Origin of the sequence: Saccharothrix sp. S26 (assembly GCF_021390395.1) — a bacterium.
Taxonomy (GTDB): domain Bacteria; phylum Actinomycetota; class Actinomycetes; order Mycobacteriales; family Pseudonocardiaceae; genus Actinosynnema.
Map to the genome: position 1 here is coordinate 39,240 of NZ_JAJUWT010000014.1, position 22,832 is coordinate 62,071.

The 22,832-nt window shown below is 70.6% G+C and carries 24 protein-coding genes; 14 read left to right on the forward strand and 10 right to left on the reverse strand.

Features of this window, described 5'->3' with window-relative positions; all coding sequences use genetic code 11:
• Positions 1-3: 3 nt before the first annotated feature.
• Genes LZG04_RS22985 through LZG04_RS22995 form a run of 3 tightly spaced genes read left to right on the forward strand, consistent with a single transcriptional unit; the run spans position 4 to position 3,011 of the window.
• Positions 4-492, forward strand: a complete 489-nt coding sequence (locus LZG04_RS22985) for a transcriptional regulator (RefSeq protein ID WP_233819998.1) — start codon at positions 4-6, stop codon at positions 490-492.
• Positions 493-535: 43 nt separating this feature from the next.
• The gene (hflX, locus tag LZG04_RS22990) at positions 536-1,981 is read left to right on the forward strand and encodes a GTPase HflX (RefSeq protein WP_233820000.1); all 1,446 of its coding nucleotides are present in this window, start codon (positions 536-538) and stop codon (positions 1,979-1,981) included.
• Positions 1,982-1,985: 4 nt separating this feature from the next.
• Positions 1,986-3,011 (forward strand): esterase-like activity of phytase family protein, encoded by a 1,026-nt coding sequence (locus LZG04_RS22995; protein ID WP_233820001.1) that lies wholly within the window; start codon positions 1,986-1,988, stop codon positions 3,009-3,011.
• Between the two features lie 6 nt (positions 3,012-3,017).
• On the opposite strand, the gene lexA is transcribed toward LZG04_RS22995, so the two are convergent.
• Entirely contained in the window at positions 3,018-3,695 is a 678-nt protein-coding gene (lexA, locus tag LZG04_RS23000) for a transcriptional repressor LexA (protein WP_233820411.1), read from the reverse strand.
• Positions 3,696-4,104: 409 nt separating this feature from the next.
• Here lexA and LZG04_RS23005 point away from each other — a divergent pair, with 409 nt between their 5' ends.
• The 8 genes from LZG04_RS23005 (at position 4,105) to LZG04_RS23040 (ending at position 11,657) form a co-directional block, all read left to right on the forward strand.
• Positions 4,105-4,434: a LysM peptidoglycan-binding domain-containing protein gene (locus LZG04_RS23005; protein WP_233820002.1), complete on the forward strand. Its 330-nt coding sequence runs from the start codon at positions 4,105-4,107 to the stop codon at positions 4,432-4,434.
• A gap of 279 nt (positions 4,435-4,713) precedes the next feature.
• On the forward strand, positions 4,714-5,172 hold the full coding sequence (gene nrdR / locus LZG04_RS23010; protein ID WP_073886580.1) for a transcriptional regulator NrdR: 459 nt from the start codon (positions 4,714-4,716) through the stop codon (positions 5,170-5,172).
• A gap of 104 nt (positions 5,173-5,276) precedes the next feature.
• Entirely contained in the window at positions 5,277-8,126 is a 2,850-nt protein-coding gene (locus tag LZG04_RS23015; protein ID WP_233820003.1) for a vitamin B12-dependent ribonucleotide reductase, read from the forward strand.
• A 177-nt stretch (positions 8,127-8,303) separates the two neighbouring features.
• Positions 8,304-8,720, forward strand: coding sequence for a type II toxin-antitoxin system HicB family antitoxin (locus LZG04_RS23020; protein ID WP_233820005.1), 417 nt, complete (start codon positions 8,304-8,306; stop codon positions 8,718-8,720).
• A complete protein-coding gene (locus LZG04_RS23025; protein ID WP_233820007.1) occupies positions 8,717-9,145 on the forward strand; it encodes a cytotoxic translational repressor of toxin-antitoxin stability system in 429 nt (142 codons plus the stop codon). The genes LZG04_RS23020 and LZG04_RS23025 overlap by 4 nt, the downstream gene beginning before the upstream one ends.
• 95 nt (positions 9,146-9,240) lie before the next feature.
• Positions 9,241-9,801 (forward strand): hypothetical protein, encoded by a 561-nt coding sequence (locus LZG04_RS23030; RefSeq protein ID WP_233820009.1) that lies wholly within the window; start codon positions 9,241-9,243, stop codon positions 9,799-9,801.
• A 29-nt stretch (positions 9,802-9,830) separates the two neighbouring features.
• Positions 9,831-10,421, forward strand: a complete 591-nt coding sequence (locus LZG04_RS23035) for a TetR/AcrR family transcriptional regulator (protein ID WP_233820011.1) — start codon at positions 9,831-9,833, stop codon at positions 10,419-10,421.
• A 72-nt stretch (positions 10,422-10,493) separates the two neighbouring features.
• Complete coding sequence (locus LZG04_RS23040; RefSeq protein WP_233820013.1) at positions 10,494-11,657, forward strand: MFS transporter; 1,164 nt, start codon at positions 10,494-10,496, stop codon at positions 11,655-11,657.
• Positions 11,658-11,675: 18 nt separating this feature from the next.
• On the opposite strand, the gene LZG04_RS23045 is transcribed toward LZG04_RS23040, so the two are convergent.
• The 4 genes from LZG04_RS23045 to LZG04_RS23060 form a co-directional block, all read right to left on the reverse strand.
• Positions 11,676-12,425: a succinate dehydrogenase/fumarate reductase iron-sulfur subunit gene (locus LZG04_RS23045; RefSeq protein ID WP_233820021.1), complete on the reverse strand. Its 750-nt coding sequence runs from the start codon at positions 12,423-12,425 to the stop codon at positions 11,676-11,678.
• A 1-nt stretch (position 12,426) separates the two neighbouring features.
• Positions 12,427-14,304, reverse strand: a complete 1,878-nt coding sequence (locus tag LZG04_RS23050) for a fumarate reductase/succinate dehydrogenase flavoprotein subunit (RefSeq protein WP_233820023.1) — start codon at positions 14,302-14,304, stop codon at positions 12,427-12,429.
• A 9-nt stretch (positions 14,305-14,313) separates the two neighbouring features.
• Positions 14,314-15,075: a hypothetical protein gene (locus tag LZG04_RS23055; protein ID WP_233820024.1), complete on the reverse strand. Its 762-nt coding sequence runs from the start codon at positions 15,073-15,075 to the stop codon at positions 14,314-14,316.
• A gap of 118 nt (positions 15,076-15,193) precedes the next feature.
• Positions 15,194-15,490, reverse strand: a complete 297-nt coding sequence (locus tag LZG04_RS23060; RefSeq protein ID WP_233820026.1) for a hypothetical protein — start codon at positions 15,488-15,490, stop codon at positions 15,194-15,196.
• A gap of 225 nt (positions 15,491-15,715) precedes the next feature.
• Between LZG04_RS23060 and edd the strand changes: the two genes are divergently transcribed.
• Together edd and eda are read left to right on the forward strand one after the other, a co-directional pair.
• The gene (edd, locus tag LZG04_RS23065; protein ID WP_233820027.1) at positions 15,716-17,581 is read left to right on the forward strand and encodes a phosphogluconate dehydratase; all 1,866 of its coding nucleotides are present in this window, start codon (positions 15,716-15,718) and stop codon (positions 17,579-17,581) included.
• Positions 17,578-18,216 carry a bifunctional 4-hydroxy-2-oxoglutarate aldolase/2-dehydro-3-deoxy-phosphogluconate aldolase gene (gene eda / locus LZG04_RS23070; RefSeq protein ID WP_233820028.1) on the forward strand — a complete coding sequence of 213 codons (639 nt, stop codon included), beginning with the start codon at positions 17,578-17,580 and terminating at the stop codon, positions 18,214-18,216. Before edd ends, eda begins: the two co-directional genes overlap by 4 nt.
• 47 nt (positions 18,217-18,263) lie before the next feature.
• On the opposite strand, the gene LZG04_RS23075 is transcribed toward eda, so the two are convergent.
• Positions 18,264-18,905, reverse strand: coding sequence for an HAD family hydrolase (locus LZG04_RS23075; protein ID WP_233820029.1), 642 nt, complete (start codon positions 18,903-18,905; stop codon positions 18,264-18,266).
• 54 nt (positions 18,906-18,959) lie between these two features.
• Between LZG04_RS23075 and LZG04_RS23080 the strand changes: the two genes are divergently transcribed.
• Positions 18,960-19,649: a hypothetical protein gene (locus LZG04_RS23080; protein ID WP_233820030.1), complete on the forward strand. Its 690-nt coding sequence runs from the start codon at positions 18,960-18,962 to the stop codon at positions 19,647-19,649.
• Positions 19,650-20,363: 714 nt separating this feature from the next.
• On the opposite strand, the gene LZG04_RS23085 is transcribed toward LZG04_RS23080, so the two are convergent.
• The 4 genes from LZG04_RS23085 to LZG04_RS23100 form a co-directional block, all read right to left on the reverse strand.
• Positions 20,364-20,834, reverse strand: a complete 471-nt coding sequence (locus LZG04_RS23085) for a regulatory protein RecX (RefSeq protein ID WP_233820413.1) — start codon at positions 20,832-20,834, stop codon at positions 20,364-20,366.
• A gap of 114 nt (positions 20,835-20,948) precedes the next feature.
• Entirely contained in the window at positions 20,949-21,992 is a 1,044-nt protein-coding gene (recA, locus tag LZG04_RS23090) for a recombinase RecA (RefSeq protein ID WP_141978194.1), read from the reverse strand.
• A 170-nt stretch (positions 21,993-22,162) separates the two neighbouring features.
• Positions 22,163-22,357, reverse strand: coding sequence for a DUF3046 domain-containing protein (locus LZG04_RS23095; RefSeq protein ID WP_233820031.1), 195 nt, complete (start codon positions 22,355-22,357; stop codon positions 22,163-22,165).
• A 10-nt stretch (positions 22,358-22,367) separates the two neighbouring features.
• Entirely contained in the window at positions 22,368-22,829 is a 462-nt protein-coding gene (locus LZG04_RS23100) for a cupin domain-containing protein (RefSeq protein WP_233820032.1), read from the reverse strand.
• Positions 22,830-22,832: the final 3 nt, after the last annotated feature.

The following is a 22,832-nucleotide window of genomic DNA, read 5'->3' on the forward strand; positions in this document are numbered from 1 at the left end:
TCGGTGCACCGACGCCCGGCCACCGAAGCCGAAGCCGCCGCCCTGGCCTCGGCCGTGCGGCTGCGCATCATCCGGCTCACCTACGATCGCGCGCTGACCAACAAGGAGATCGCCGAACGGCTGGGCAAGGATCCCGCGACCACCCTGCACCACGTGCGCAAACTCGTCGCGACGGGCTTCCTGGAGGCCCAGGAGGCGCGCGCCGGCAACCGGGGTGCGCGGGAGATCCCGTACAAGTCCACGGGCCTGTCCTGGCAGCTCACCAAGACCCGGTACGCGGAAGAGACCAGCGAGGCGGTGTTCCAGGCGTTCCTGAGCGAGGTCGCCGAGGTGGGCCCGGCCGCCATGAACCAGTTCCGGCTGGTGGCCCGGGTCGACCGCGCGGAACTAAAACGACGCCTCCAGACGTTGTTGGATGAGCTGGCAGCCGAGCCGGCCCACCCCGACGGGGAACGCGTGGCGATCTACCTGGCGCTCTACCCAGGCGATTAACCACTCGGTCCGGCCAGGGGTGCCGTGGGACGATGAAGGGCAAATGACGGAAAACACGTACAACAGCAACGACTGGCTCGACCACGAGGACGAGCTGTCCACCGGAGACATGGCGCTCGAGGAGCGTGCCGCGCTGCGCCGCGTAGCCGGGTTGTCCACCGAGCTCGAGGACGTCACCGAGGTCGAGTACCGCCAGCTCCGGCTGGAGCGGGTCGTGCTGGTCGGCGTGTGGACCGAGGGCACGGCGGCCGATTCGGACGCCTCCCTGGCGGAACTGGCCCTGCTCGCCGAGACCGCGGGCTCCGAGGTGCTGGAAGGCCTCGTGCAGCGGCGCGACCGGCCCGACCCGGCCACCTACATCGGTTCCGGCAAGGTCCACGAGCTGCGCGACATCGTGATCGCGACCGGCGCGGACACGGTGATCTGCGACGGCGAGCTCTCCCCCGGCCAGCTCCGGCAGCTGGAGGAGAAGCTCAAGGTCAAGGTCGTCGACCGCACCGCGCTGATCCTCGACATCTTCGCCCAGCACGCGTCCACGCGCGAGGGCAAGGCGCAGGTCGAGATGGCCCAGCTCCAGTACCTGCTGCCGCGGCTGCGCGGTTGGGGTGAGTCGCTGTCCCGGCAGGCCGGTGGTCGCGCCGGCGGCGGCAACGGCGGCGTGGGCCTGCGCGGTCCCGGTGAGACCAAGCTCGAGACCGACCGCAGGCGCATCCGCGCGCGCATCGCCAAGCTGCGCCGCGAGATCGCCGCGATGAGCGTCATCCGGGAGACCAAGCGGCACCGCCGCGTGGCCAACGCGGTGCCGAACGTGGCCATCGCCGGGTACACGAACGCGGGCAAGTCCAGCCTGCTCAACGCGCTGACCGGCGCGGGGGTGCTGGTGCAGGACGCCCTGTTCGCGACCCTCGACCCGACCACGCGGCGCACCGAGACGCCCGAGGGCCTGCCCTACACGCTGACCGACACGGTCGGCTTCGTGCGGCACCTGCCGCACCAGCTGGTCGAGGCGTTCCGGTCGACGTTGGAGGAGGTCGCCGACGCGGACCTGCTGGTCCACGTGGTCGACGGGTCCGACGCGATGCCGGAGAAGCAGGTCGTGGCGGTGCGCGAGGTGATCAGCGAGATCTCCGCGCGGCGGGACGACCCGATGCCGACCGAGCTGCTCGTGGTCAACAAGATCGACGCGGTGGGCGAGCTGGGCCTGGCCCGGCTGCGGCACCTGTTCCCGTCGGCGGTGTTCGTGTCCGCGCACACCGGCGAGGGCATCCCCGAGCTGCGCGAGCGCATCGCGGCCATGACGCCGCGGCCGGAGGTCGTGGTCGACGCGCTGGTGCCGTACGCGCGGGGTGAGCTGGTCGCGCGCGTGCACCGCGAGGGCGAGGTGCTCAAGGAGCGGCACACCGAGGAGGGCACGGAGCTGTCCGCCCGGGTCCGGCCGGACCTGGCCGGTGTGCTCGGCGAGTTCGCCGTGAACGGAAGCCGCGCCTGAGCCGTTGCGCGCGCTCCTGGCAGTCCTGGGCTTGGTGGTGACGGCCGGTTCCGCTTCGGCGGAGCCGGCCGTCGTCGACGTGTGCGCGGTGACCGACCAGCGGCTGGAGGAGCTGTCCGGGCTCGCGTCCGACGGCGGCCGGTGGTTCGCGGTGAACGACAGCGACAACGGCCGGCTCGAGATCCAGGTGCTCGACCGGACTTGCGCGATCACGCGCACGATCACCGCGCCGACCAATCCGTTCGACGTCGAAGACCTCGCCCTGGCCCCTGACGGAACGTTGTGGGCGGCGGACACCGGGGACAACGGAAAAACACGCGAAACCGTGGCGCTGCATGCTGTTTCGCCGGACGGCAGCACCCGTTTGCACCGACTCACGTATCCTGACGGAAAGCACGATGCCGAAGCATTGTTGATCGACGGTTCCGGTATTCCGCACATCGTCACGAAGGAAACGATCGGATCGGCGTTGGTGTACCGGCCCGCGGCCGCGTTGAACGAGGGCGCGCCGACGCCGCTGGAACAGGTGGCGCGCGTGTCGATCAGCACGACGACCACCACCGGCGGCCCGCTGTCGAACTCCGTGGTGACGCGCCTGGTCACGGGTGGCGCGATGTCCCGGGACGGCCGGGTGGCGGCGTTGCGGACCTACACCGACGCCTACCTGTTCCCGGTGCCGGACGGCGACCTGGCCAAGGCGCTGGAGTCCGACCCGGTGCGCGTGCCGCTGCCCGGCGAGCCGCAGGGCGAGGCCATCGCGTTCGACCCGGACGGCACGCTGCTGTCGGCGTCGGAGTTCGGCCGCGACGGCACGTCGTCCACCGTGCGCGCGGTGGCGGGTGCGGCGGCGTTGACCGTGCCGCCCCCGCCGACGACGACCACGACGACCGATGCGCCGGCGGCAGCCTCGGGTGAGCCCGCTCCCCCGGCGGACGAGCCGGGGTCGCCGTGGCCCGTGGTGGGCGGCGGCGCGGTGGCGTTGGTGCTGGTGGGAGCACTCGTGCGCCGGTCGCGCCGCCGTCGGCCGTGACGGGGCCTACAGCCTGCGCAGGACCGCCACGACCTTGCCCAGGATCGACGCGTCGTCACCGGGGATGGGCTGGTAGGCCTCGTTGTGCGGCATCAGCCACACGTGCCCGTCTTCCTTGCGCTTGAACGTCTTCACGGTGGCCTCGCCGTCGATCATCGCGGCGACCACCTCGCCGTTGTCCGCCGTCGGCTGCTGGCGGACGACGACCCAGTCGCCGTCGGTGATGGCGGCGTCCACCATCGAGTCACCCACGACCTTGAGCAGGAACACGTCGCCCTCGCCGACGATCTCGCGCGGCAGCGGGAACACGTCCTCGATCGACTCCTCGGCCAGGATCGGCCCACCGGCCGCGATGCGGCCCAGCATGGGCACGTACGCGGGCGTCGGCTTGGACGCCGGGTCCAGGCCGGTGACGATCTCCGCGGGCAGCACGCCCACCGCGCGCGGCCGGTTCGGGTCGCGACGCAGGTACCCCTTCCGCTCCAGCGCGCGCAGCTGGTGGGCGACCGAGGAGGTGGAGGTCAGGCCGACCGCCTCCCCGATCTCACGCACGCTGGGCGGGTAGCCGAACCGGTCCAACCAGTCGCGGATCACGTCGAGCACCTTGCGCTGGCGCAGGGTGAGCCCGGCGTTGCCCGCGATGTCCGCCGGTTCGGGCGCGGAGGGCACATCGGCGGTGCGCAGGTCTTCACTGGTCTTGCGTGCCACGGTGCTTCCTCCTCACCGGTCCCGATTGCCCAGGCCGGCTCTCCGACGATCTTCACTTGTGGACGGTAGTCGCGTTCCGTGTCCAGATCAAACACCTGTTCGAAGTAAACCTCGGCGTGTCCTAGCGATTTCGCCCGGCGAAGTGGTACACATTCGCACGGACGTTCGATCGAACACAGGTTCGATCATGATCGGATGACCTGCGTTGGAGGACATCATGGCGGTGGTCATTGGCACCCGGAACAGCTTCGAACTGGTGGACGGTGCCGGTGTCGAGGATGTCGCCCTCGGCGCGGGATTGCGACCTGGACCACGGGTCCTTCGCCGGTTCGAAGTACACGACAAGGACAATCGCCGGCCGTCGACCCGCCCCCGCCCGCTCAGCGTGCGCCAGACCGCGCCCGAGCCGGTCGCCTGCGAGGTCCGGCCGCGACGCCACCCGGTCGTCCAGTTCGTCGCCTACGCGGCGACCGCGGCGGCCTTCGCCGCCCTGTTGAGCCTGCTGTTCCTGTACACCTCCGGCGCGACCACCGTCCCCGAACGCACCAACGTCGTGCACGTCCAGGTGGGCGAGACCCTGCGGGACGTCGCCGAGCGCAGCGCACCCGCCAGCGACCCGGACGCCGTCGTCGAGCGCATCCTCGAGCTGAACTCCCTGCCGTCCTCCGACGTCGTCCCCGGCCAGTCCCTCGTCGTCCCCCACGGCGCCCCCTGACCACCCTGGCGGCGCCTCCCGAGCGCCCGCCGCCCAGCCCTGCCGAACCGCGCTCCCGGGTCTCCGCGAGCGCGGTTCGCGCGCTTGGGGGAGACTCGCCCGGTTCCTCCGTCCGAGTGACGGGACACGCCCTGTTTCAACTTGCCTCCCCGTGGGCCTTGGGCATAGGTTGACCCCTACATCTAGTGGTTACACCGTTGTAGTTAGTCCACAGGTTGGGGTTTTCCCCACGACGAGGGCTAACGCGATGGATGCTGCGCGGAGGAGGGGAGACCAGCCGTGCGATGCCCGTTCTGCCGCAACGCCGACTCTCGTGTGGTCGACTCGCGCGAGGTCGACGAGGGTCAGGTGATCCGCCGCCGGCGCTCCTGCTCGAGCTGCGGCCGCCGGTTCACCACCGTGGAGGAAGCCGTGCTCGCGGTGGTCAAGCGCTCCGGCGTCACCGAGCCGTTCAGCCGCGACAAGGTCGTCAACGGCGTGCGCCGCGCCTGCCAGGGCCGCCCGGTCGACGAGGACGCCCTCCAGCAGCTCGCGCACCGCGTCGAGGAGTCGATCCGCTCGGGCGGCAACGCCGAGATCCCCAGCCACGAGGTGGGCCTGGCCATCCTCGGCCCGCTGCGCGACCTGGACGAGGTGGCCTACCTGCGGTTCGCCTCCGTCTACCGCTCCTTCTCCTCCGTCGAGGACTTCGAGAAGGAGATCGCCGATCTTCGCACCGCCCAGCGCACTGACGACTGAGCGGACGCGACGCAGGACAACGCGCGACCGCCTCGGACGGGGGGAGCCCGGACGTGGTCGCGTGCGAGAAATTTCCAAGACGAGCAAGACGAGAGGGACCCGGGATGACGGAGACCGTCGGTGGCTCCAGCAAGAGGACGGCCACCCGCAACGGCGCGGGGGACAAGAACGCCAAGCTGAAGGTGGAGCGCGTCTACACCACCGCGGGCAAGCACCCCTATGACGAGGTCACCTGGGAGCACCGCGACGTCGTGATGACGAACTGGCGCGACGGCTCGGTGAACTTCGAGCAGCGGGGCGTCGAGTTCCCCGACTTCTGGTCGGTCAACGCCACCAACATCGTCACCAGCAAGTACTTCCGCGGCGCGGTGGGCACGCCGCAGCGCGAGCACAGCCTCAAGCAGCTCATCGACCGCGTGGTGAAGACCTACGTCGAGGCGGGCGTCAAGCACGGGTACTTCGCCACCGAGGACGACGCCGAGATCTACGAGCACGAGCTGACCTGGATGCTGCTGCACCAGGTGTTCAGCTTCAACTCGCCGGTGTGGTTCAACGTCGGCACGAGCTCGCCGCAGCAGGTCAGCGCCTGCTTCATCCTGTCGGTCGACGACACGATGGAGTCGATCCTGAACTGGTACCGCGAGGAGGGCCTGATCTTCAAGGGCGGCTCCGGCGCGGGCCTGAACCTCTCGCGCATCCGCTCGTCCAAGGAGCTGCTGTCCTCCGGCGGCACGGCGTCGGGCCCGGTGTCGTTCATGCGCGGCGCGGACGCCTCCGCGGGCACCATCAAGTCCGGTGGCGCGACCCGCCGCGCGGCGAAGATGGTCGTGCTGGACGTCGACCACCCCGACGTCGAGGAGTTCATCCAGACCAAGGCGCGCGAAGAGGACAAGGTCCGCGCGCTGCGCGACGCCGGGTTCGACATGGACCTGGGCGGCAAGGACATCGTGTCCGTGCAGTACCAGAACGCGAACAACTCGGTCCGCGTGTCCGACGAGTTCATGCACGCCTACGAGAACGGCGGGCAGTTCGGCCTGCGCGCCCGCCAGACCGGCGAGGTCATCGAGCACGTCGACGCCAAGGACCTGTTCCGCAAGCTGGCGCAGGCCGCGTGGGAGTGCGCCGACCCGGGCATCCAGTACGACGGCACGATCAACGACTGGCACACCACGCCGGAGTCGGGCCGCATCACGGCCTCGAACCCGTGCTCGGAGTACATGCACCTGGACAACTCCAGCTGCAACCTGGCGTCGTTGAACCTGATGAAGTTCCTGTCCGACGACGGCACGTTCAACGCGGAGCTGTTCGCCAAGTCGGTCGAGCTGATCATCACCGCGATGGACATCTCGATCTGCTTCGCGGACTTCCCGACCCCCGCGATCGGCGAGACGACCCGCGCGTTCCGCCAGCTGGGCATCGGCTACGCCAACCTGGGCGCGCTGCTCATGGCGACCGGCCACGCGTACGACTCCGAGGGCGGCCGCGCGCTGGCCGCCTCGATCACGTCGCTGATGCAGGCCGTGGCGTACAAGCGGTCCGCCGAGCTGGCGGGCATCGTCGGCCCGTACGACGGCTACGCCCGCAACGCCGAGGCGCACCAGCGGGTCATCCGCAAGCACTCGGCCGCGAACGACATGCTGCGCACCTACCACGCGAACGACGCGGCGGTGCAGAAGGTCGCGACCAAGGCGTGGCAGGAGTGCCAGAAGATCGGCGCCCGCAACGGCTGGCGCAACGCGCAGGCCAGCGTGCTCGCACCCACCGGCACCATCGGCCTGATGATGGACTGCGACACGACCGGCATCGAGCCGGACCTGGCGCTGGTGAAGTTCAAGAAGCTGGTCGGCGGCGGCTCGATGCAGATCGTCAACCAGACCGTGCCGCGCGCGCTGAAGTCGCTGGGCTACCAGCAGGAGCAGATCGAGGCGATCGTCGAGTTCATCGGCGAGCACGGCCACGTGGTGGACGCGCCGGGCCTCAAGCTCGAGCACTACGAGGTGTTCGACTGCGCGATGGGCGAGCGCTCCATCGCGCCGATGGGCCACGTGCGGATGATGGCCGCGGTGCAGCCGTTCATCTCGGGCGCGATCTCCAAGACGGTGAACATGCCGGAGACGGCGACCGTCGAGGACGTCGAGGAGATCTACTACCAGGGTTGGAAGCTGGGCCTGAAGGCGCTGGCGATCTACCGCGACAACTGCAAGGTCGGCCAGCCGCTGTCGGCGGGCAAGTCGGCCAAGTCGTCGTCGGTCGCGTCGTCGGAGGCCAAGACCGAGACGGTCGTGGAGTACCGCCCGGTGCGCAAGCGGCTGCCGAAGAAGCGCCCGTCGCAGACGGTGTCGTTCACGGTCGGCGGCGCGGAGGGCTACCTGCACGCCGGTTCGTACCCCGACGACGGCCTGGGCGAGATCTTCGTCAAGCTGGGCAAGCAGGGCTCGACGCTGGCCGGCGTGATGGACGCGTTCTCCATGTCGATCTCGGTCGGCCTGCAGTACGGCATCCCGTTGGAGTTCTACGTCTCGAAGTTCCAGAACCTGCGCTTCGAGCCGGCGGGCATGACCGACGACCCGGACGTCCGCATCGCGACCAGCGTCCTGGACTACCTGTTCCGCCGGCTGGCGCTCGACTACCTGCCGTTCGAGAAGCGGGCCCAGCTCGGCATCTTCACCGCCGACGAGCGCACCGCGCAGGTCTCGTCCGACTACGGCAACGGTGACGTGGACCTGGAGGGCCTGCGCACGTCGGTCGACGCCACCCCGACCGCCGACCCGGCTCCCGCGGAGAAGACCTCCAAGCCGCAGGACATCAAGGTGGGCAGCTCCACGGAACTGCTCGAGCTGCACCTGGGCAAGGCCGCCGACGCGCCGCTGTGCATGACGTGCGGCACGAAGATGCGCCCGGCCGGCTCGTGCTACCTGTGCGAGGGCTGCGGCTCCACCTCGGGCTGCAGCTGAGCCTGAGCGCCTCTAGCGGGTGAATTACCTGGTCAGAGCCGGGGCAACGGGTTGCCCCGGCTCTGCCATGCTCGCTCGCGGTTGCATCCGACGCAACACCTCCACCTAAGTACGTCACGTACTTGACGTACTTAGCCCTCAGGGACATCCTGGTGAGGACCACCCTGGGAGGCCGGCATGTCTGCTGTTCACTACGACAGCTACACCGAGGCTCGCGCACATCTGAAGGACTTGCTGGATGCCGCAGAGCAGGGGCGAGTCGCCACGGTTCGACGTGACTCCGCCACGACGGCCGTCGTGGACGTCAAGCGGCTGCGCCACTTCCTCGCATCGATCGTTCCTTCGCGCGCCCAGGTCGTCCCGGAGGCCGGCGGCTGGTCGGTGTTCATCCCAGGACTGCCAGTGGCGGCTGACGGCGCGTCGTTCGACGAAGCGATCGCCGAGATGATCGACGCTCTGCGCGAGTACGCGGAAGACTGGCAGGAGCGCCTGCTCAACGCTCCGAACCACCGTGACAACTGGGGATTGGTGCAGCTGATCAGCTTCAGCGACGACGAGCAGCTGCGCGACTGGCTCGTCGGTGCCGCGCGGTGACTTCCTGGCCGGAGCCGACGCGCGAGGATCACGAGGCGTTCTGCCAGGTCGAGGAATGGCGCCGAGTGCGCGACGCCCGCGGCCGAACCGGAACGCATCACGTCACGTACGAACTCGATCTTGTCGACGGCAGGGTCCTGCGCACCCGCATCTCGCACCCGGTAGACCGCACCGGCTACGGGCAGGGCATCTGGAAGCACATCCTCCGCGATCAACTCGACGTCGACGATCCGGCGTTCTGGTCATGCGTGCAGGATGGCGTCAAACCTGCTCGCGGGACGCCCGAGCCGCCGGTGGCAGCCCTGCCCGCCGACCTCGTGCACCTGCTGATCACGCGTGTCGGCCTCGACGAGTCCGAGGTGGCCGGGATGAGCAGGGACGAAGCGGTCGCCAGGCTCCAGCGCTACTGGACCGAGGGCAGCTGATCGCGTGACAGCCGGATGAACAGCGCACGGCAGGAACAAGTGCACTCCACCAGCATCGCTCGACGCGCGGGCGGGACGCCCCGGAGGTGGCACTGATGGCGCACGTCCTGGCCGGTTACCGCGTGGTCGCGCGGGAGGGGCGGCGGGATTGGCAGGATGTCGGGCTGCCGTCGGGTGAGCTGGTGTCGATGAGCGGCTGCGTCACGACGTTGGTGCCTCGGGTCGACTGGGACGAGTGGTTCGGTGACCGGGAGTCCGCCGAGGCGGCGCGGGCCGGACGGGACGACTTGCACGTGCTGGAGGTCGGGATCGCCGGCCAAGACGTCGAGCCCCTGCTGGCGGACGTGCGCGAGGGCGGTTGGGACGTGTCGGCGGGCAGCCTGCCGGAACGCCTGGCCCGCGCCGAGCCCGTCACCGCGACCGACGTGCTCGGGTTCGAGCTGGTCGGCTACGACAGCGGGACCTGGCACACCTGGACCTGCCTCGGCGGCCTGGTCGACGACGTGCGGCGGGCGACCGGCGTCCGTCCGGGTCGCTGGGGGCTCGTCCAGGACGAGTCTCAGGCGCGGGTCGCGGCCGACTGGCTCACCGCCTCCGGGCTGGGTGACCCGAAGGTGTTCTTCTGGGTGGCGGCCCGGCTCGCCTATTCTGGATAGGTCGGTCCAAAACCTGCTACGGTGACCTCGTGCCCCGACCCAAGGAGTTCGACGAGGAGCAGGCGCTCGACGCCGCCATGCGCACGTTCTGGGTGAACGGCTACGAGGCCACGTCCACCGAGGACCTGTGCCGCGCCACCGGGCTGGGGCGCAGCAGCATCTACAACACGTTCAGCAGCAAGCACGAGCTCTTCAAGCGCTCCCTCGTCCGCTACACCGAGCTCATGACCACCAACCAGCTCGCCCTGCTCGACGACGAGACGCGGACGGCGCGGGACCGGGTGCACGCCCTGTTCGACGCGATCATCGCGGGCGAGGTGGAGAACCGGCGCGACGAGCGCGGGATCGGCTGCCTGACCGTCAACACGACCGTGGAGCTGGCCGCGCGCGACCCGGAGGCCGCCGCCCTGGTGGCCCGTGACCAGCAACGCAGGCTGGACTCGCTCGAAGCGGTCATCCGCGTCGGTCAACGCGACGGCCAGTTCACCTCGCGGAGGAGTCCCGCGGAGCTGGCGCGCTTCCTCAACGCGGTCATCGCGGGCCTGCGCGTCGCCGGGCAGGGTGGCGCGGACATCCCGACGTTGAAGGCCATCGCGGACACCGCGCTCGAAGCCCTCTGACCACACCTCAAGAACGACGCCCTTTCTGCCGCCCAGGTTTTGGACAGATCAATACAAAACAGGAGCACCACCATGCCCCGAGTCGTCCACCTGCTCGCCCTCGGCATCTTCGCCATGGTGACCAGCGAGTTCGTCGTCGCCGGCCTCATGCCGCAGATGGCCGCCGGCCTGCACGTCACCATCCCCGAGATCGGCTACCTGATCACGGCGTTCGCCGCCGCGATGGCCGTCGGCGGCCCCCTGCTCACCGTGCTGATGCTGCGCCTGCGCCCCAAGCCCGCGCTGATGGCGCTGTTCGCCGTCTTCCTCGTCGGCAACGTCCTGGCCGCCACCGCCACCGGCTACGACGTGATGCTGGCCGCCCGCGTCATCACCGGCGCGGCGTCCCAGGCGTTCTTCGGCGTGGCGCTCTCGGTCACCTCCGCCGTGGTCGCGCCGGACCTGCGCGGCCGCGCCACCGCGACCGTGCTGAACGGGCTCATGCTCGGCACGCTGCTGGGCCTGCCGCTGGCCACGTTCATCGGCGAGCACCTGGGGTGGCGGGCGGCGTTCTGGGGCATCGCGGCGCTCACCGTCGTGGCCGCTGCCGGCACGGTCGCGGGCGTGCCGCGGCTCGACCGCGTCAACGGCGACGGGGGCGTGCGCGCCGAACTGCGTTCCGTCGCCCGGCCGAAGCTGTGGCTGGTGCTGTCCACCAGCACGTTCGCCATCGGCGCCACGTTCGCCATGTTCAGCTACGTCAACCCGATCCTCACCGAGGTCACCGGCTTCGCCCCCACCACGGTGCCGTTGCTGCTGATCGCCTACGGCGTCGCCACGCTCGTCGGCAACCACGTCGTCGGCCAGTTCGCCGACCGGCACGCGCTCCCGGCGCTGGTCGTCGGCCTGGGCCTCAACGCCCTGTTCCTCACCGGCTTCGCCCTGTTCGCCCACGTCGACGTGCTCGCAGTGGCCGGCCTGCTCGGCATCGGCCTGGTCGGTGTCACGATGAACCCGGCCCTGGTCACGCGGGTCCAGCGGGCGGGTGACACGGGCCCGCTGGTCAACACCGTGCACGGCTCGTTCATCACGCTCGGGATCATCATCGGCTCGTGGCTGGGCGGCCTGCTCATCACCGACCACGGCCTGCGCGCGCCGCTGTGGCTGGGTGCGGGGCTCGCGGTGCTCGGCCTCGTCAGCCTGGTCCCCGACCTGCGGCGGGTCGCCCGCCGTCCCGCGTTGCGCCACCGGGTGTGACGCAACGCGGGTCGGCCGTCAGGACCGCCGGAACAGCTTGTTGCCCAGCCACACGATCGGGTCGTAGCGGCGGTCGGCCACGCGTTCCTTCATGGGGATCAGGGCGTTGTCGGTGATCTTGATGTGCTCCGGGCACACCTCGGTGCAGCACTTGGTGATGTTGCACAGCCCCAGGCCGTGCGAGGACTGCGCCTGCTGCACCCGGTCCGCCTCGTCCAGCGGGTGCATCTCCAGCTCCGCCACCCGCATGAGGAACCGGGGCCCGGCGAACGACTCCTTGTTCTCCTCGTGGTCGCGGATGACGTGGCACGTGTTGTTGCACAGGAAGCACTCGATGCACTTGCGGAACTCCTGCGAGCGCTCCACGTCGACCTGCTGCATCCGGTACTCCCCCGGCGCCACGCCCTCCGGCGGCTTGAACGCGGGGATTTCACGCGCTTTCCGGTAGTTGTACGAGACGTCCGTGACCAGGTCACGGATCACCGGGAACGTGCGCATCGGCGTCACGGTCACCGTCTCGTCCTCCGCGAACACCGACATCCGCGTCATGCACAGCAGCCTGGGCTTGCCGTTGATCTCCGCCGAGCACGAGCCGCACTTGCCCGCCTTGCAGTTCCACCGCACGGCCAGGTCGGGCGTCTGCGTGGCCTGCAACCGGTGGATCACGTCGAGCACGACCTCGCCCTCGTTGACCTCGACGGTGAAGTCCTCCAGGCCACCGCCCTCGGCCGAGCCGCGCCACACCCGGAAGTGCCCCTGGTACCCCATGTCAGCCCTCCAGCTCGTCGGCGGTCAGGTACTTCTGCAACTCGCTGTGCTCGAACAGCTCCAGCAGGTCGGGCCGGATCGGGACCTGCGGCTCCTCCACCACCTCGACCGACGAGCCGGACAGCGTGCAGACCAGCAGCTTGCGCCGCCACTCGGCGTCCATGCTCGGGTAGTCGTCACGGGTGTGACCCCCGCGGCTCTCCGTGCGCAGCAGCGCGGCCCGCGCCACGCACTCGCTGACCAGCAGCATGTTGCGCAGGTCCAGCGCCAGGTGCCAGCCGGGGTTGAACTGCCGGTGCCCCTCGACCACCACGGTCGCGGCCCGCCGCTTCAGCTCCTCCAGCCGCTCGACGGCCTGCTCCATCTCCTCGGCCCGCCGGATGATGCCGACCAGGTCGTTCATCGCCTGCTGCAACTCCATGTGCAGCGTGTACGGGTTCTCCCCGCCCGCGTCGGAACCGGAGAACGGGGCCACGGCGGTCCGTTCCGCCTCGGCCACCGCCTCGTCCGAGCACACCGGCCGGGCCGACAGCCCTGCCACGTAGTCCGACGCGCCGGCGCCCGCGCGGCGGCCGAACACCAGCAGGTCGGACAACGAGTTGCCGCCCAGCCGGTTGGAGCCGTGCATCCCGCCGGACACCTCGCCCGCCGCGAACAGCCCCGGCACCGACGACGCGCCCGTGTCCGGGTCGACCCGCACCCCGCCCATCACGTAGTGGCAGGTCGGCCCGACCTCCATCGGCTGCGCGGTGATGTCGACGTCGGCCAGCTCCTTGAACTGGTGGTGCATCGACGGCAGCCGCCGCATGATCTCCTCGGCGGGCAGGCGCGTGGACACGTCCAGGAACACGCCGCCGTGCTCGGAGCCGCGCCCGGCCTTGACCTCGGAGTTGATGGCGCGGGCCACCTCGTCGCGGGGCAGCAGCTCCGGCGGCCGCCGGTTGTTGCCCGGGTCGGTGTACCAGCGGTCGGCCTCGGCCTCGTTGTCGGCGTACTTGTCCTTGAACACCTCGGGGATGTAGTCGAACATGAACCGCTTGCCGTCGGAGTTGCGCAGCACCCCGCCGTCACCGCGGACCGACTCGGTGACCAGGATGCCCTTCACCGACGGCGGCCAGACCATGCCGGTCGGGTGGAACTGCACGAACTCCATGTTGATCAGGGACGCGCCCGCGCGCAGGGCCAGGGCGTGGCCGTCGCCGGTGTACTCCCAGGAGTTCGACGTCACCTTGAACGACTTGCCGATGCCGCCGGTGGCGAGCACCACGGCGGGCGCCTCGAACAGCACGAATCGGCCCGACTCGCGCCAGTAGCCGAACGCGCCGGCCACCCGGCCGTCGTCCAGGACCAGGTCGGTGACGGTGAACTCCTGGAACACCCGCAGCCGCGACTCGTAGTCGCCGGTCTCGGCGAAGTCGTCCTGCTGGAGGGACACGACCTTCTGCTGGAGGCTGCGGATCAGCTCCAACCCGGTGCGGTCGCCGACGTGCGCCAGGCGCGGGTACTCGTGGCCGCCGAAGTTGCGCTGGCTGATCCGACCGTCCTTGGTGCGGTCGAACAGCGCGCCGTAGGTCTCCAGCTCCCACACCCGGTCCGGGGCCTCCTTGGCGTGCAGCTCGGCCATCCGCCAGTTGTTCAGGAACTTCCCGCCGCGCATGGTGTCGCGGAAGTGCACCTGCCAGTTGTCGTTCGAGTTCACGTTCCCCATGGCCGCCGCGATGCCGCCCTCGGCCATCACCGTGTGCGCCTTGCCGAACAACGACTTGCACAGCACCGCCGTGCGCATCCCGTGCTCGCGCGCCTCGATCGCGGCGCGCAACCCCGCACCGCCGGCGCCGATCACGAGCACGTCGAACGAATGCCGTTCCAGCTCGGGCAAAACCACTCCTCAGTTGACGAATCGGAGGTCGGCGATCGTCCCGGAGGCGACCAGCGCGACGTAGAGGTCCGTGACGCAGACGAAGATGAGCGAGGCCCACGCCAACTGCATGTGCCTGGCGTTGAGCTTGGAGATCTGCGTCCACGCCCAGTACCGGACCGGGTGCTTGGAGAAGTGCTTGAGCCGCCCGCCCGCGATGTGGCGGCACGAGTGGCACGACAGCGTGTACGCGGCCAGGAGCCCGACGTTGACCAGCAGCACGATGTTGCCCAGGCCGATGCCGGTGGTGAAGGCGTAGAACGCGTCGTAGATGTTGATCAGCAGCAGCAGTGAGGCCGCGTAGAAGAAGTAGCGGTGCAGGTTCTGCGCGATCAGCGGGAAGCGGGTCTCACCGGTGTACTTGGCGTGCGGCTCGGCCACCGCGCACGCGGGCGGGGACATCCACGCCGCCCGGTAGTACGCCTTGCGGTAGTAGTAGCAGGTCACCCGGAAGCCGAGCAGGAACGGGATGATCACCACCGGCGGCGTGAGGAAACCCGGCAGCTCGGGCAGCGGCCGGCCGAAGTGCGCCGCGTTCGGCAGGCACTCCTGGCTCAGGCAGGGCGAGTACATGGGCGTCAGGTAGCGGTAGTCGTCCACCCAGTAGTAGTCGCCCATGAAGGTCCGCACGGCCGCGTAGATCGAAATCAGGAGCAGGCCCGCGAACGTCGCCAACGGCGGCAGCCACCACCGGTCCGTGCGCAACGTGCGCTGGGCTATCTGCGCCCTCATACCTCACCTCGTTCCACGTCGTTGTGGTGCGGGACACAATGTGGTTTGGAACACACAACCGGGCCTGAAACGGGAGCGGCCCCCGCGTTCTCACGCGGGGGCCGGTCTCCGGGTCGGGTCAGGTTCGGTGGCTGCGGTAGCCGCCGAGCCCTTCGTCGTCGGCGTCGTGCCACAGCTTCGGGTCGTACGGCGTGTCCGGGACGACGACGACCTCCCGTTCGACCCGAGGCGCTTCGCGCGGTCGGGGCGTGCGGTCCAGGTCCATCAGCTCGGTCGCGTCGATGTCCAGCCGCTCGACGTCGTTGGCGAGCCTCTGCACCGCGGCCACGTCGCCGTATCGTGCGCGCAGGCTGCCGACGCAGTGGCGCAGTTGGCCAAGCGCCCGGCGCAGCTCCACGATCTCGGAGGACGTCATGGTCAGCACCTCCCTCGGGTCGGTCCGTGTGCCGACTCTGCCAAGTGGAAGGCGCTGTGACAAGCACCACAAGCGTCCGAGTCGCGTCTCAGGATCTGAATCGTTTTTGTCACGATCATGTGTCGTGACATAGTGTGCTTGCTGTCACGTCCGTCCGTGCGACGCCAGCGCTGTCGTCCCACCGGGCCCACCACGGCCCGTGATCATCACCGGAGACAGCGAACCATGAGCGTGCATCCCGTCGTCGCCGAAGTGACGGCTCGAATCGCCGCCCGCAGCGCCGCCGGCCGGTCCGCCTACCTCGAACGCATCGCCGCGGCCCACCAGGAGGGCCCCGCCCGCCGCGACATGGCGTGCAGCAACCTGGCGCACGGTTTCGCCGGGATCACGGGCGGTGACAAAGACCTCCTTCGGGCACTTCGTCGCCCCAACGTGGCGATCGTGTCCGCTTACAACGACATGCTGTCGGCCCATCAGCCGATGCACGAGTACCCGGCGTGGATCAAGGACGCGGCGCGGGCCGTCGGCGGCGTGGCGCAGTTCGCGGGCGGCGTGCCCGCCATGTGCGACGGCATCACCCAGGGCCGCGCGGGCATGGAGCTGTCCCTGTTCAGCCGGGAGGTCATCGCCATGGCCACCGGCATCGCCCTGTCGCACGAGATGTTCGACTCGGCGCTGCTGCTCGGCGTGTGCGACAAGATCGTGCCCGGCCTGCTGATCGGCGCGCTGTCGTTCGGCCACCTGCCCGCGATCCTGGTGCCCGCGGGCCCCATGCACTCCGGCCTGCCCAACTCGGAGAAGGCCCGGGTCCGGCAGCTGTTCGCGGAGAACAAGGCCACCCGCGAGGACCTGCTCGAAGCCGAGGCGCAGTCCTACCACAGCCCCGGGACCTGCACGTTCTACGGCACGGCGAACTCCAACCAGCTCGTCGTGGAGGTCATGGGCCTGCACCTGCCCGGCGCGAGCTTCGTGCCGCCGGGCACCAAGCTGCGCAAGGCGCTGACCGAGGAGGCCGCCCGGCGCGCGGTGGAGATCAGCCGGGGCGCGGACTACACCCCGGTCGGGCACGTGGTGGACGTGAAGTCCGTGGTCAACGGCGTGATCGCGCTGCTGGCCACCGGCGGGTCGACCAACCACACGATGCACCTGGTCGCCATCGCGTCGGCCGCGGGCATCGAGCTGAGCTGGGACGACTTCTCCGAGCTGTCCTCGGTGGTGCCGCTGCTGGCCCGCGTCTACCCGAACGGCTCGGCCGACATCAACCACTTCCAGGCCGCGGGCGGCGTGTCGTTCCTGGTGTCGACGCTGCTGGACGCGGGCCTGCTGCACGCCGACGTGAAGACCGTGGCCGGTGACGGGCTGCACCGCTACCGGCAGGAGCCGGTGCTGGTCGAGGGCGTGCTCCAGTGGCGGCCGGGCCCGCCGCACTCGCTGGACACCGACGTGCTGCGGCCCGCGACCGACCCGTTCGCGGCCGACGGCGGCCTGCGCATGCTGTCGGGCAACCTGGGCCGCGCGGTGATCAAGGTGTCGGCGGTCAAGCCGGAGCACCGGGTCGTCGAGGCCCCCGCGCGGGTGTTCACCTCGCAGGAGGCGTTCAGCGCCGCGTTCCAGGCCGGTGAGCTGGAGCGGGACGTGGTCGTGGTGGTGCGGCAGCAGGGCCCGCAGGCCAACGGGATGCCCGAGCTGCACAAGCTGACGCCCGCGCTGGGCGTGCTGATGGACCGGGGCTTCAAGGTCGCGCTGGTCACCGACGGGCGGATGTCCGGCGCGTCGGGCAAGATCCCGGCCGCCATCCAGCTCACCCCGGAGGCGGCCGTCGGCGGCCCGCTGGCCCGCGTGCGCGACGGCGACGTGCTGCGGCTGGACGCCGAGACCGGCACGCTGGAGGCGTTCGTGGACCCGGCGGAGCTGGCCGCGCGCGATCTGGTGGACTTCCCGCCGGACGCGCAGGCGTGGACCGGCACGGGCCGGGAGCTGTTCGCCGCGCTGCGCCGGGCGGTCGGGCCCGCCGACCGGGGCGCGAGCGTGTTCGGACCGATCGCGGCCTCGCACTTCGAAGGCCAGTTCAACCAGGAGGTGTCCCGGTGACCAACGCCCCGGCTCACGCGACGGCGGCGGATCTGCTGGCGCTGTCCCCCGTCATCCCGGTCGTCGTCGTGGACGACGCCGAGCACGCCGTGCCGCTGGCGGAGGCGTTGCTGCGCGGCGGTGTGCGCGTGATCGAGCTGACGCTGCGCACGCCCGCGGCGCTGGCCGCGATCGAGCGGGTCGCGGCGGAGGTGCCGGGCATCGTGATCGGCGCGGGCACCGTGACCGCGCCGGAGCACGCCGAGCAGGCGGCCAAGGCCGGTGCGGCGTTCCTCGTGACGCCGGGGTCCACGGACCGGGTGCTGAACGCGGCCGAGGACACCGGGCTGCCGTTCCTGCCGGGCGCGGCGACCGTGTCCGAGGCGATGCGGCTGGCCGAGCGCGGGCTGACGTCGCTGAAGTTCTTCCCGGCCGAGGCCGCGGGCGGTGTGGACTACCTCAAGTCGATCGGTGGCCCGCTGCCCGGCCTGCGGTTCTGCCCGACCGGCGGCATCACGCCCGCGACCGCGCCGAACTACCTGGCGCTGCCGAACGTCGGGTGCGTGGGCGGGTCGTGGCTCGCGCCCAAGGACGCGCTGGCGTCGGGCGACTGGGCCCGGATCGAGGAGCTGGCGCGGGCCGCGTCGGCGCTGTAGTGCTCGACCGAGGGCGTCTTCCCCTTCGCGGTGGGAGGCGCCCTCCGTCATGCCAGGTGGGCGAGCGCTTCCGGGATCGAGTCGGCGACCGGCGCGCCGGTCCGCTCGAGGGCGGCGCGCGAGCTGGTGCCGGTGGCGACCAGGACGACCTGGGCGCCCACGTGCCGGGCGGCTTCCGCGTCGTCGGCCACGTCGCCGATCAGGACGACGTCACGCGGGCGCAGGTCGAGGGCGTCCAGGTGCTCGGCGAGGTGCTCGGCCTTCGAGCCGCCGTCGCCAGCGGACTTGAGGCCGTCCACGCGGCGGAACAGCTCGTGCAGGCCGAAGCGGGTGACCAGCGGGACCAGCTCGTCGTGGAACCACATCGACAGCAGCGACTGGGTGTGGCGCAGCGCGGCGAGGTGGCCGGGCACGCCGACCGCCAGCCCGCAGCGGTCCATCGACGCCCGGTACTCGGCGTGGTAGACGAGGTCGACGCGGGCCCAGTCGGCGGCGCTGAGCGGACGGCCGAACAGCCGCTCGTAGCAGTCCTTGATCGGTCGGCTGAACACCTCGCGCCAGTGCTCCAGCGTGACGGCGCCGTGGCCGAAGTCGGCGCAGACCCGGTTGACCGCGGCGAGCACGGCGTCGTTGTCGGCGAACAGGGTCCCGTTCCAGTCCCACACCACGTGCTCGGCCCTGATCCCCACCGCCACAGGCTACGGCGATAAGTTGAGGGCTCACTTCTGGGGAGGTAGTGGGGGATGGACGCGCGACGAACCACAGTGGTCGCCGAGCCGCGTGGCCAGGTGGCCGTGGTGTCGGTCGGGTTCCCGGTGCTGGGCGCGCTGGTGGTGTGGGGCCTGAAGTCGATCGCCGGGTGGGTGGCCGACCTGTCGTGGGCCCCGATGCAGGGGCCGTTCCGGCTGGTGGCCTCCATCCCGGAGCCGTGGGCGACGATCGGTTCGGTGGCCGTGGGCGCGGTGCTCGGGTTGCTGGTGGCCGGGATCGCCGCGCACGAGCGGCTGGTGGTCGAGGTGTTCAACGAGGGCGTCGAGCTGCTGAGGGGCGGCCGGCACCGCAGCTTCGACCGGACGTTGGTGTCCGGGGTGTTCCTCGACGGCAAGAAGCTCGTGCTGCTCGGTGTGGACACCGGCGAGCTGGCGCGGGAGACGCACGACCTGAAGCCGGAGGCGCTGGCCGAGGCGTTCCAGACGCACGGCTACCAGTGGCTGGACGGCGACCCGTACCACGAGGACTACCGGCGGTGGGTCGACGGGACGCCGGACCTCCCGCCGGGGGCGAACGCGTTGCTGAAGGTGCGGGCCGAGGCGTTGCGCAAGGGCGACCAGGACGACGCGCACGAGCTGCGCGAAGAACTGAGCCGCCTCGGTGTCGTGGTGCGCGAGGAGAAGAAGCGCCAGTACTGGCGCCTGACCCGCGCGCTGTCCTGAGGTGAGCGCTGGTGGCGGGTGCAGCAGCCCGCGCCGGCCCCAGCGCACACCGGCCCAACTCCAACCCGCACCGAGTCCAACGACACCAGCCGCAACGGCGTGCCCTCCAACCGGCCACAGCCCCAGCGCACGCCGGTCAACGCAGCGTGCCGCAGCCGCAGCCGCGTTCCCGCCCGTCCGCGCTGGCCCATCCCGACTCCAACCCGCGCCAGCCCAGCCCGCGCCAGCCCAGCTCCACCCCGCGCCGGCTCCAGCGAGCACCAGCCGCAGCCGCGTTCCCGGCTGCCCGCTCCAGCCCACGCTAACTCCAGCCCACACCTGGGCTTGGCCGGCCCGCCTCAGCCCAAGCCCGGCTCCAGCGCACGCCAGCCAACCGGCCTGCACCAGCCGCAGCCGCGTGCCCGCCAGTCCGACTCCACCCCGCGCCAGCCGAGCCCACCCTCACCCCGCGCCGGCTCCAGCGAGCACCAGCCGCAACCGCGTTCCCGCCTGCCCACTCCAGCCCTCGCTAGCTTCAGCCCGCACCTGGGCTTGGCCGGCCCGCATCAGCCAAGCCCGGCTCTCGCGCAGCCTGGCCCACGCGACCCGCCGGTCGGACCGCAGCCCGCCAACCCGTCCGGCACCCAGCCGATGTGCCCCGCGCCGGCTCACCCCGAACTCAGCCCAACCCTGCCGCCGCCACTCCCCCGGAGGTCGCGGCGGACGGTGGTGGGGCTAGAGCAGGTCGTCCAGAGCCGTGGTCTCGTCGCCCGCGCGGCGCAGTTCGTCGCGGACCACGCGGTAGGCCAGGCCCTCGCCGTAGCCCTTGCGGGCCAGGGCGGCGACCAGGCGGCGGATCTTGGTGGTGTCGTCCAAGGTCGCCATGGCGCGCAACTTCTTGCGCACCAGGTCGCGCGCCCGGTCTTCCTCGGCCTCGTCGTCCACCGCGGCGACGGCCTCGGCCGCCACCTCGTCCGCCACGCCCTTGCGGCGCAGTTCCATGGCCAGGGCACGCCGGGCCAGGCCCTGGTGGGTGTGCCGGGAGCGGACCCAGACCTCGGCGAAGGCGGCGTCGTCGATCAGGCCCGCCCGGTCGAACTTGGCCAGCACCAGCTCGGCCGTCTGCTCGCTGATGCCCTTGCGCAGCAGCGCGTCCTTCAGCTCCACGCGGGTGCGGGCCCGTGCGGTGAGCAGCGCGTAACAGATGTCCGCGGCCTTGCGCTGCTCCTTCGCCGGGTCGACCGGGCGCGGCTCCTCCTCGTCGGCCGAACGGTCGCGGGACGGCCCGCGACCACGGCCACCTCGTCCAGCCACGCCCGCTTAGAACTCGACCGGCGCCGGTGCGGTCTCGTCCGCGTCGAGGGTGGCGCCGATGCCCAGCTTGTCCTTGATCCGCTTCTCGATCTCGTTGGCCACGTCCGGGTTCTCGCGCAGGAACTTCCGCGCGTTCTCCTTGCCCTGGCCCAGCTGGTCGCCCTCGTAGGTGTACCAAGCACCCGACTTGCGCAGGATGCCCTGGTCGACACCCATGTCGATGAGCGAACCCTCACGGCTGATGCCCACGCCGTAGAGGATGTCGAACTCGGCCTGCTTGAACGGCGGGGCCACCTTGTTCTTCACGACCTTGACCCTGGTGCGGTTGCCGACCGGCTCGCCGCCGTCCTTCAGGGTCTCGATGCGCCGCACGTCCAGCCGCACCGACGCGTAGAACTTCAGCGCCTTGCCACCGGTCGTGGTCTCGGGCGAGCCGAACATCACGCCGATCTTCTCGCGCAGCTGGTTGATGAAGATCGCGGTCGTGTTGGACGAGCTGAGCGCGCCGGTGATCTTGCGCAGCGCCTGGCTCATCAGGCGGGCCTGCAGACCCACGTGGTTGTCACCCATCTCGCCCTCGATCTCGGCGCGGGGCACCAGGGCCGCCACCGAGTCGATGACCAGGATGTCGAGCGCGCCGGAGCGGACCAGCATGTCCGCGATCTCCAGCGCCTGCTCGCCGGTGTCGGGCTGCGAGACCAGCAGCGCGTCGGTGTCGACGCCCAGCTTGCGCGCGTAGTCCGGGTCGAGCGCGTGCTCGGCGTCGATGAACGCCGCGATGCCGCCGTTGCGCTGCGCGTTGGCCACGGAGTGCAGCGCGACCGTCGTCTTACCGGAGGACTCCGGCCCGTAGATCTCGACCACGCGGCCGCGGGGCAGGCCGCCGATGCCGAGCGCCACGTCGAGCGCGATCGCGCCGGTGGGGATCACCTCGATCGGGGCGCGGCCTTCCTCGCCGAGCCGCATGACCGAGCCCTTGCCGAACTGCTTGTCGATCTGGGCCAGGGCCAGCTCGAGGGCCTTGTCCCGGTCGGGTGCCTGGGGTGCCATCTGGAGTCCACCTCGGAGTGTCTTGGAGTCGCGGTGCGATGTCGGGGCCGACGTTACGGGTGGGGTCCGACATTTTTCGGTGGGGACCAGGTCACCTGCGGGGTGTTGTCACCCGGTCGTGTCGGGAGTGTAGCCGAACAGGTGTTCGACCACCTGGTCGACACACCGGGTCACCGCCGCTGTTCGGGCACGTCGAACGCGTCGCAGACGGCCAGCCAGATCTCCTTGGCCGGCAACCCCGCCTCCAACGCCTGGTCGGGAGTCCGGCCGCCGAGGGCGGACAGCACGTGGTCCCGGGCCACCATCTCCGCCCTGACCTGGCCGAACTCGCCCGCCATCAGCTTGCGGAACATCGTGATGCGCATCGGGTCCAGGCTAGCGCGCCGCCTTCCACGCCGGGCTGTCGACGTAGTGGTTGTCGAACCGGTCCTGCGAGTCGCGGATCTCCTGGGGGCTCGCCTCACCGCGCTGCACGCGGTCGAGCAGGCGGTAGTAGTCGAAGCGGCCCATGCCCGGCGTGAAGACGAACAGGGCGTCCGCGTCCGCGCCCTTGAGCGCGCCGAAGGCGTGCGGCACGCGTGGCGGCACGACGAGGAAGTCGCCGCGCTCCAAGGTCACCACGTCGGTGTCCAACAGCACTTGCAGCGTGCCGTCGAGCACGAAGAACAGCTCCGACGCACGGGTGTGGAAGTGCGGCGGCGCGCCGTCGGAGCCGTCGCGGAACGTGGAGCGGTTGCTGGTCAGGCCGTCGAGGTCGGCGAGGAGGGTGACCACGGCGGCGGGGTCGGCGTCGAGCTTTTCGGCCTGGGCGGCGCGGACGAGCAGCGGGTTTTCCATGAC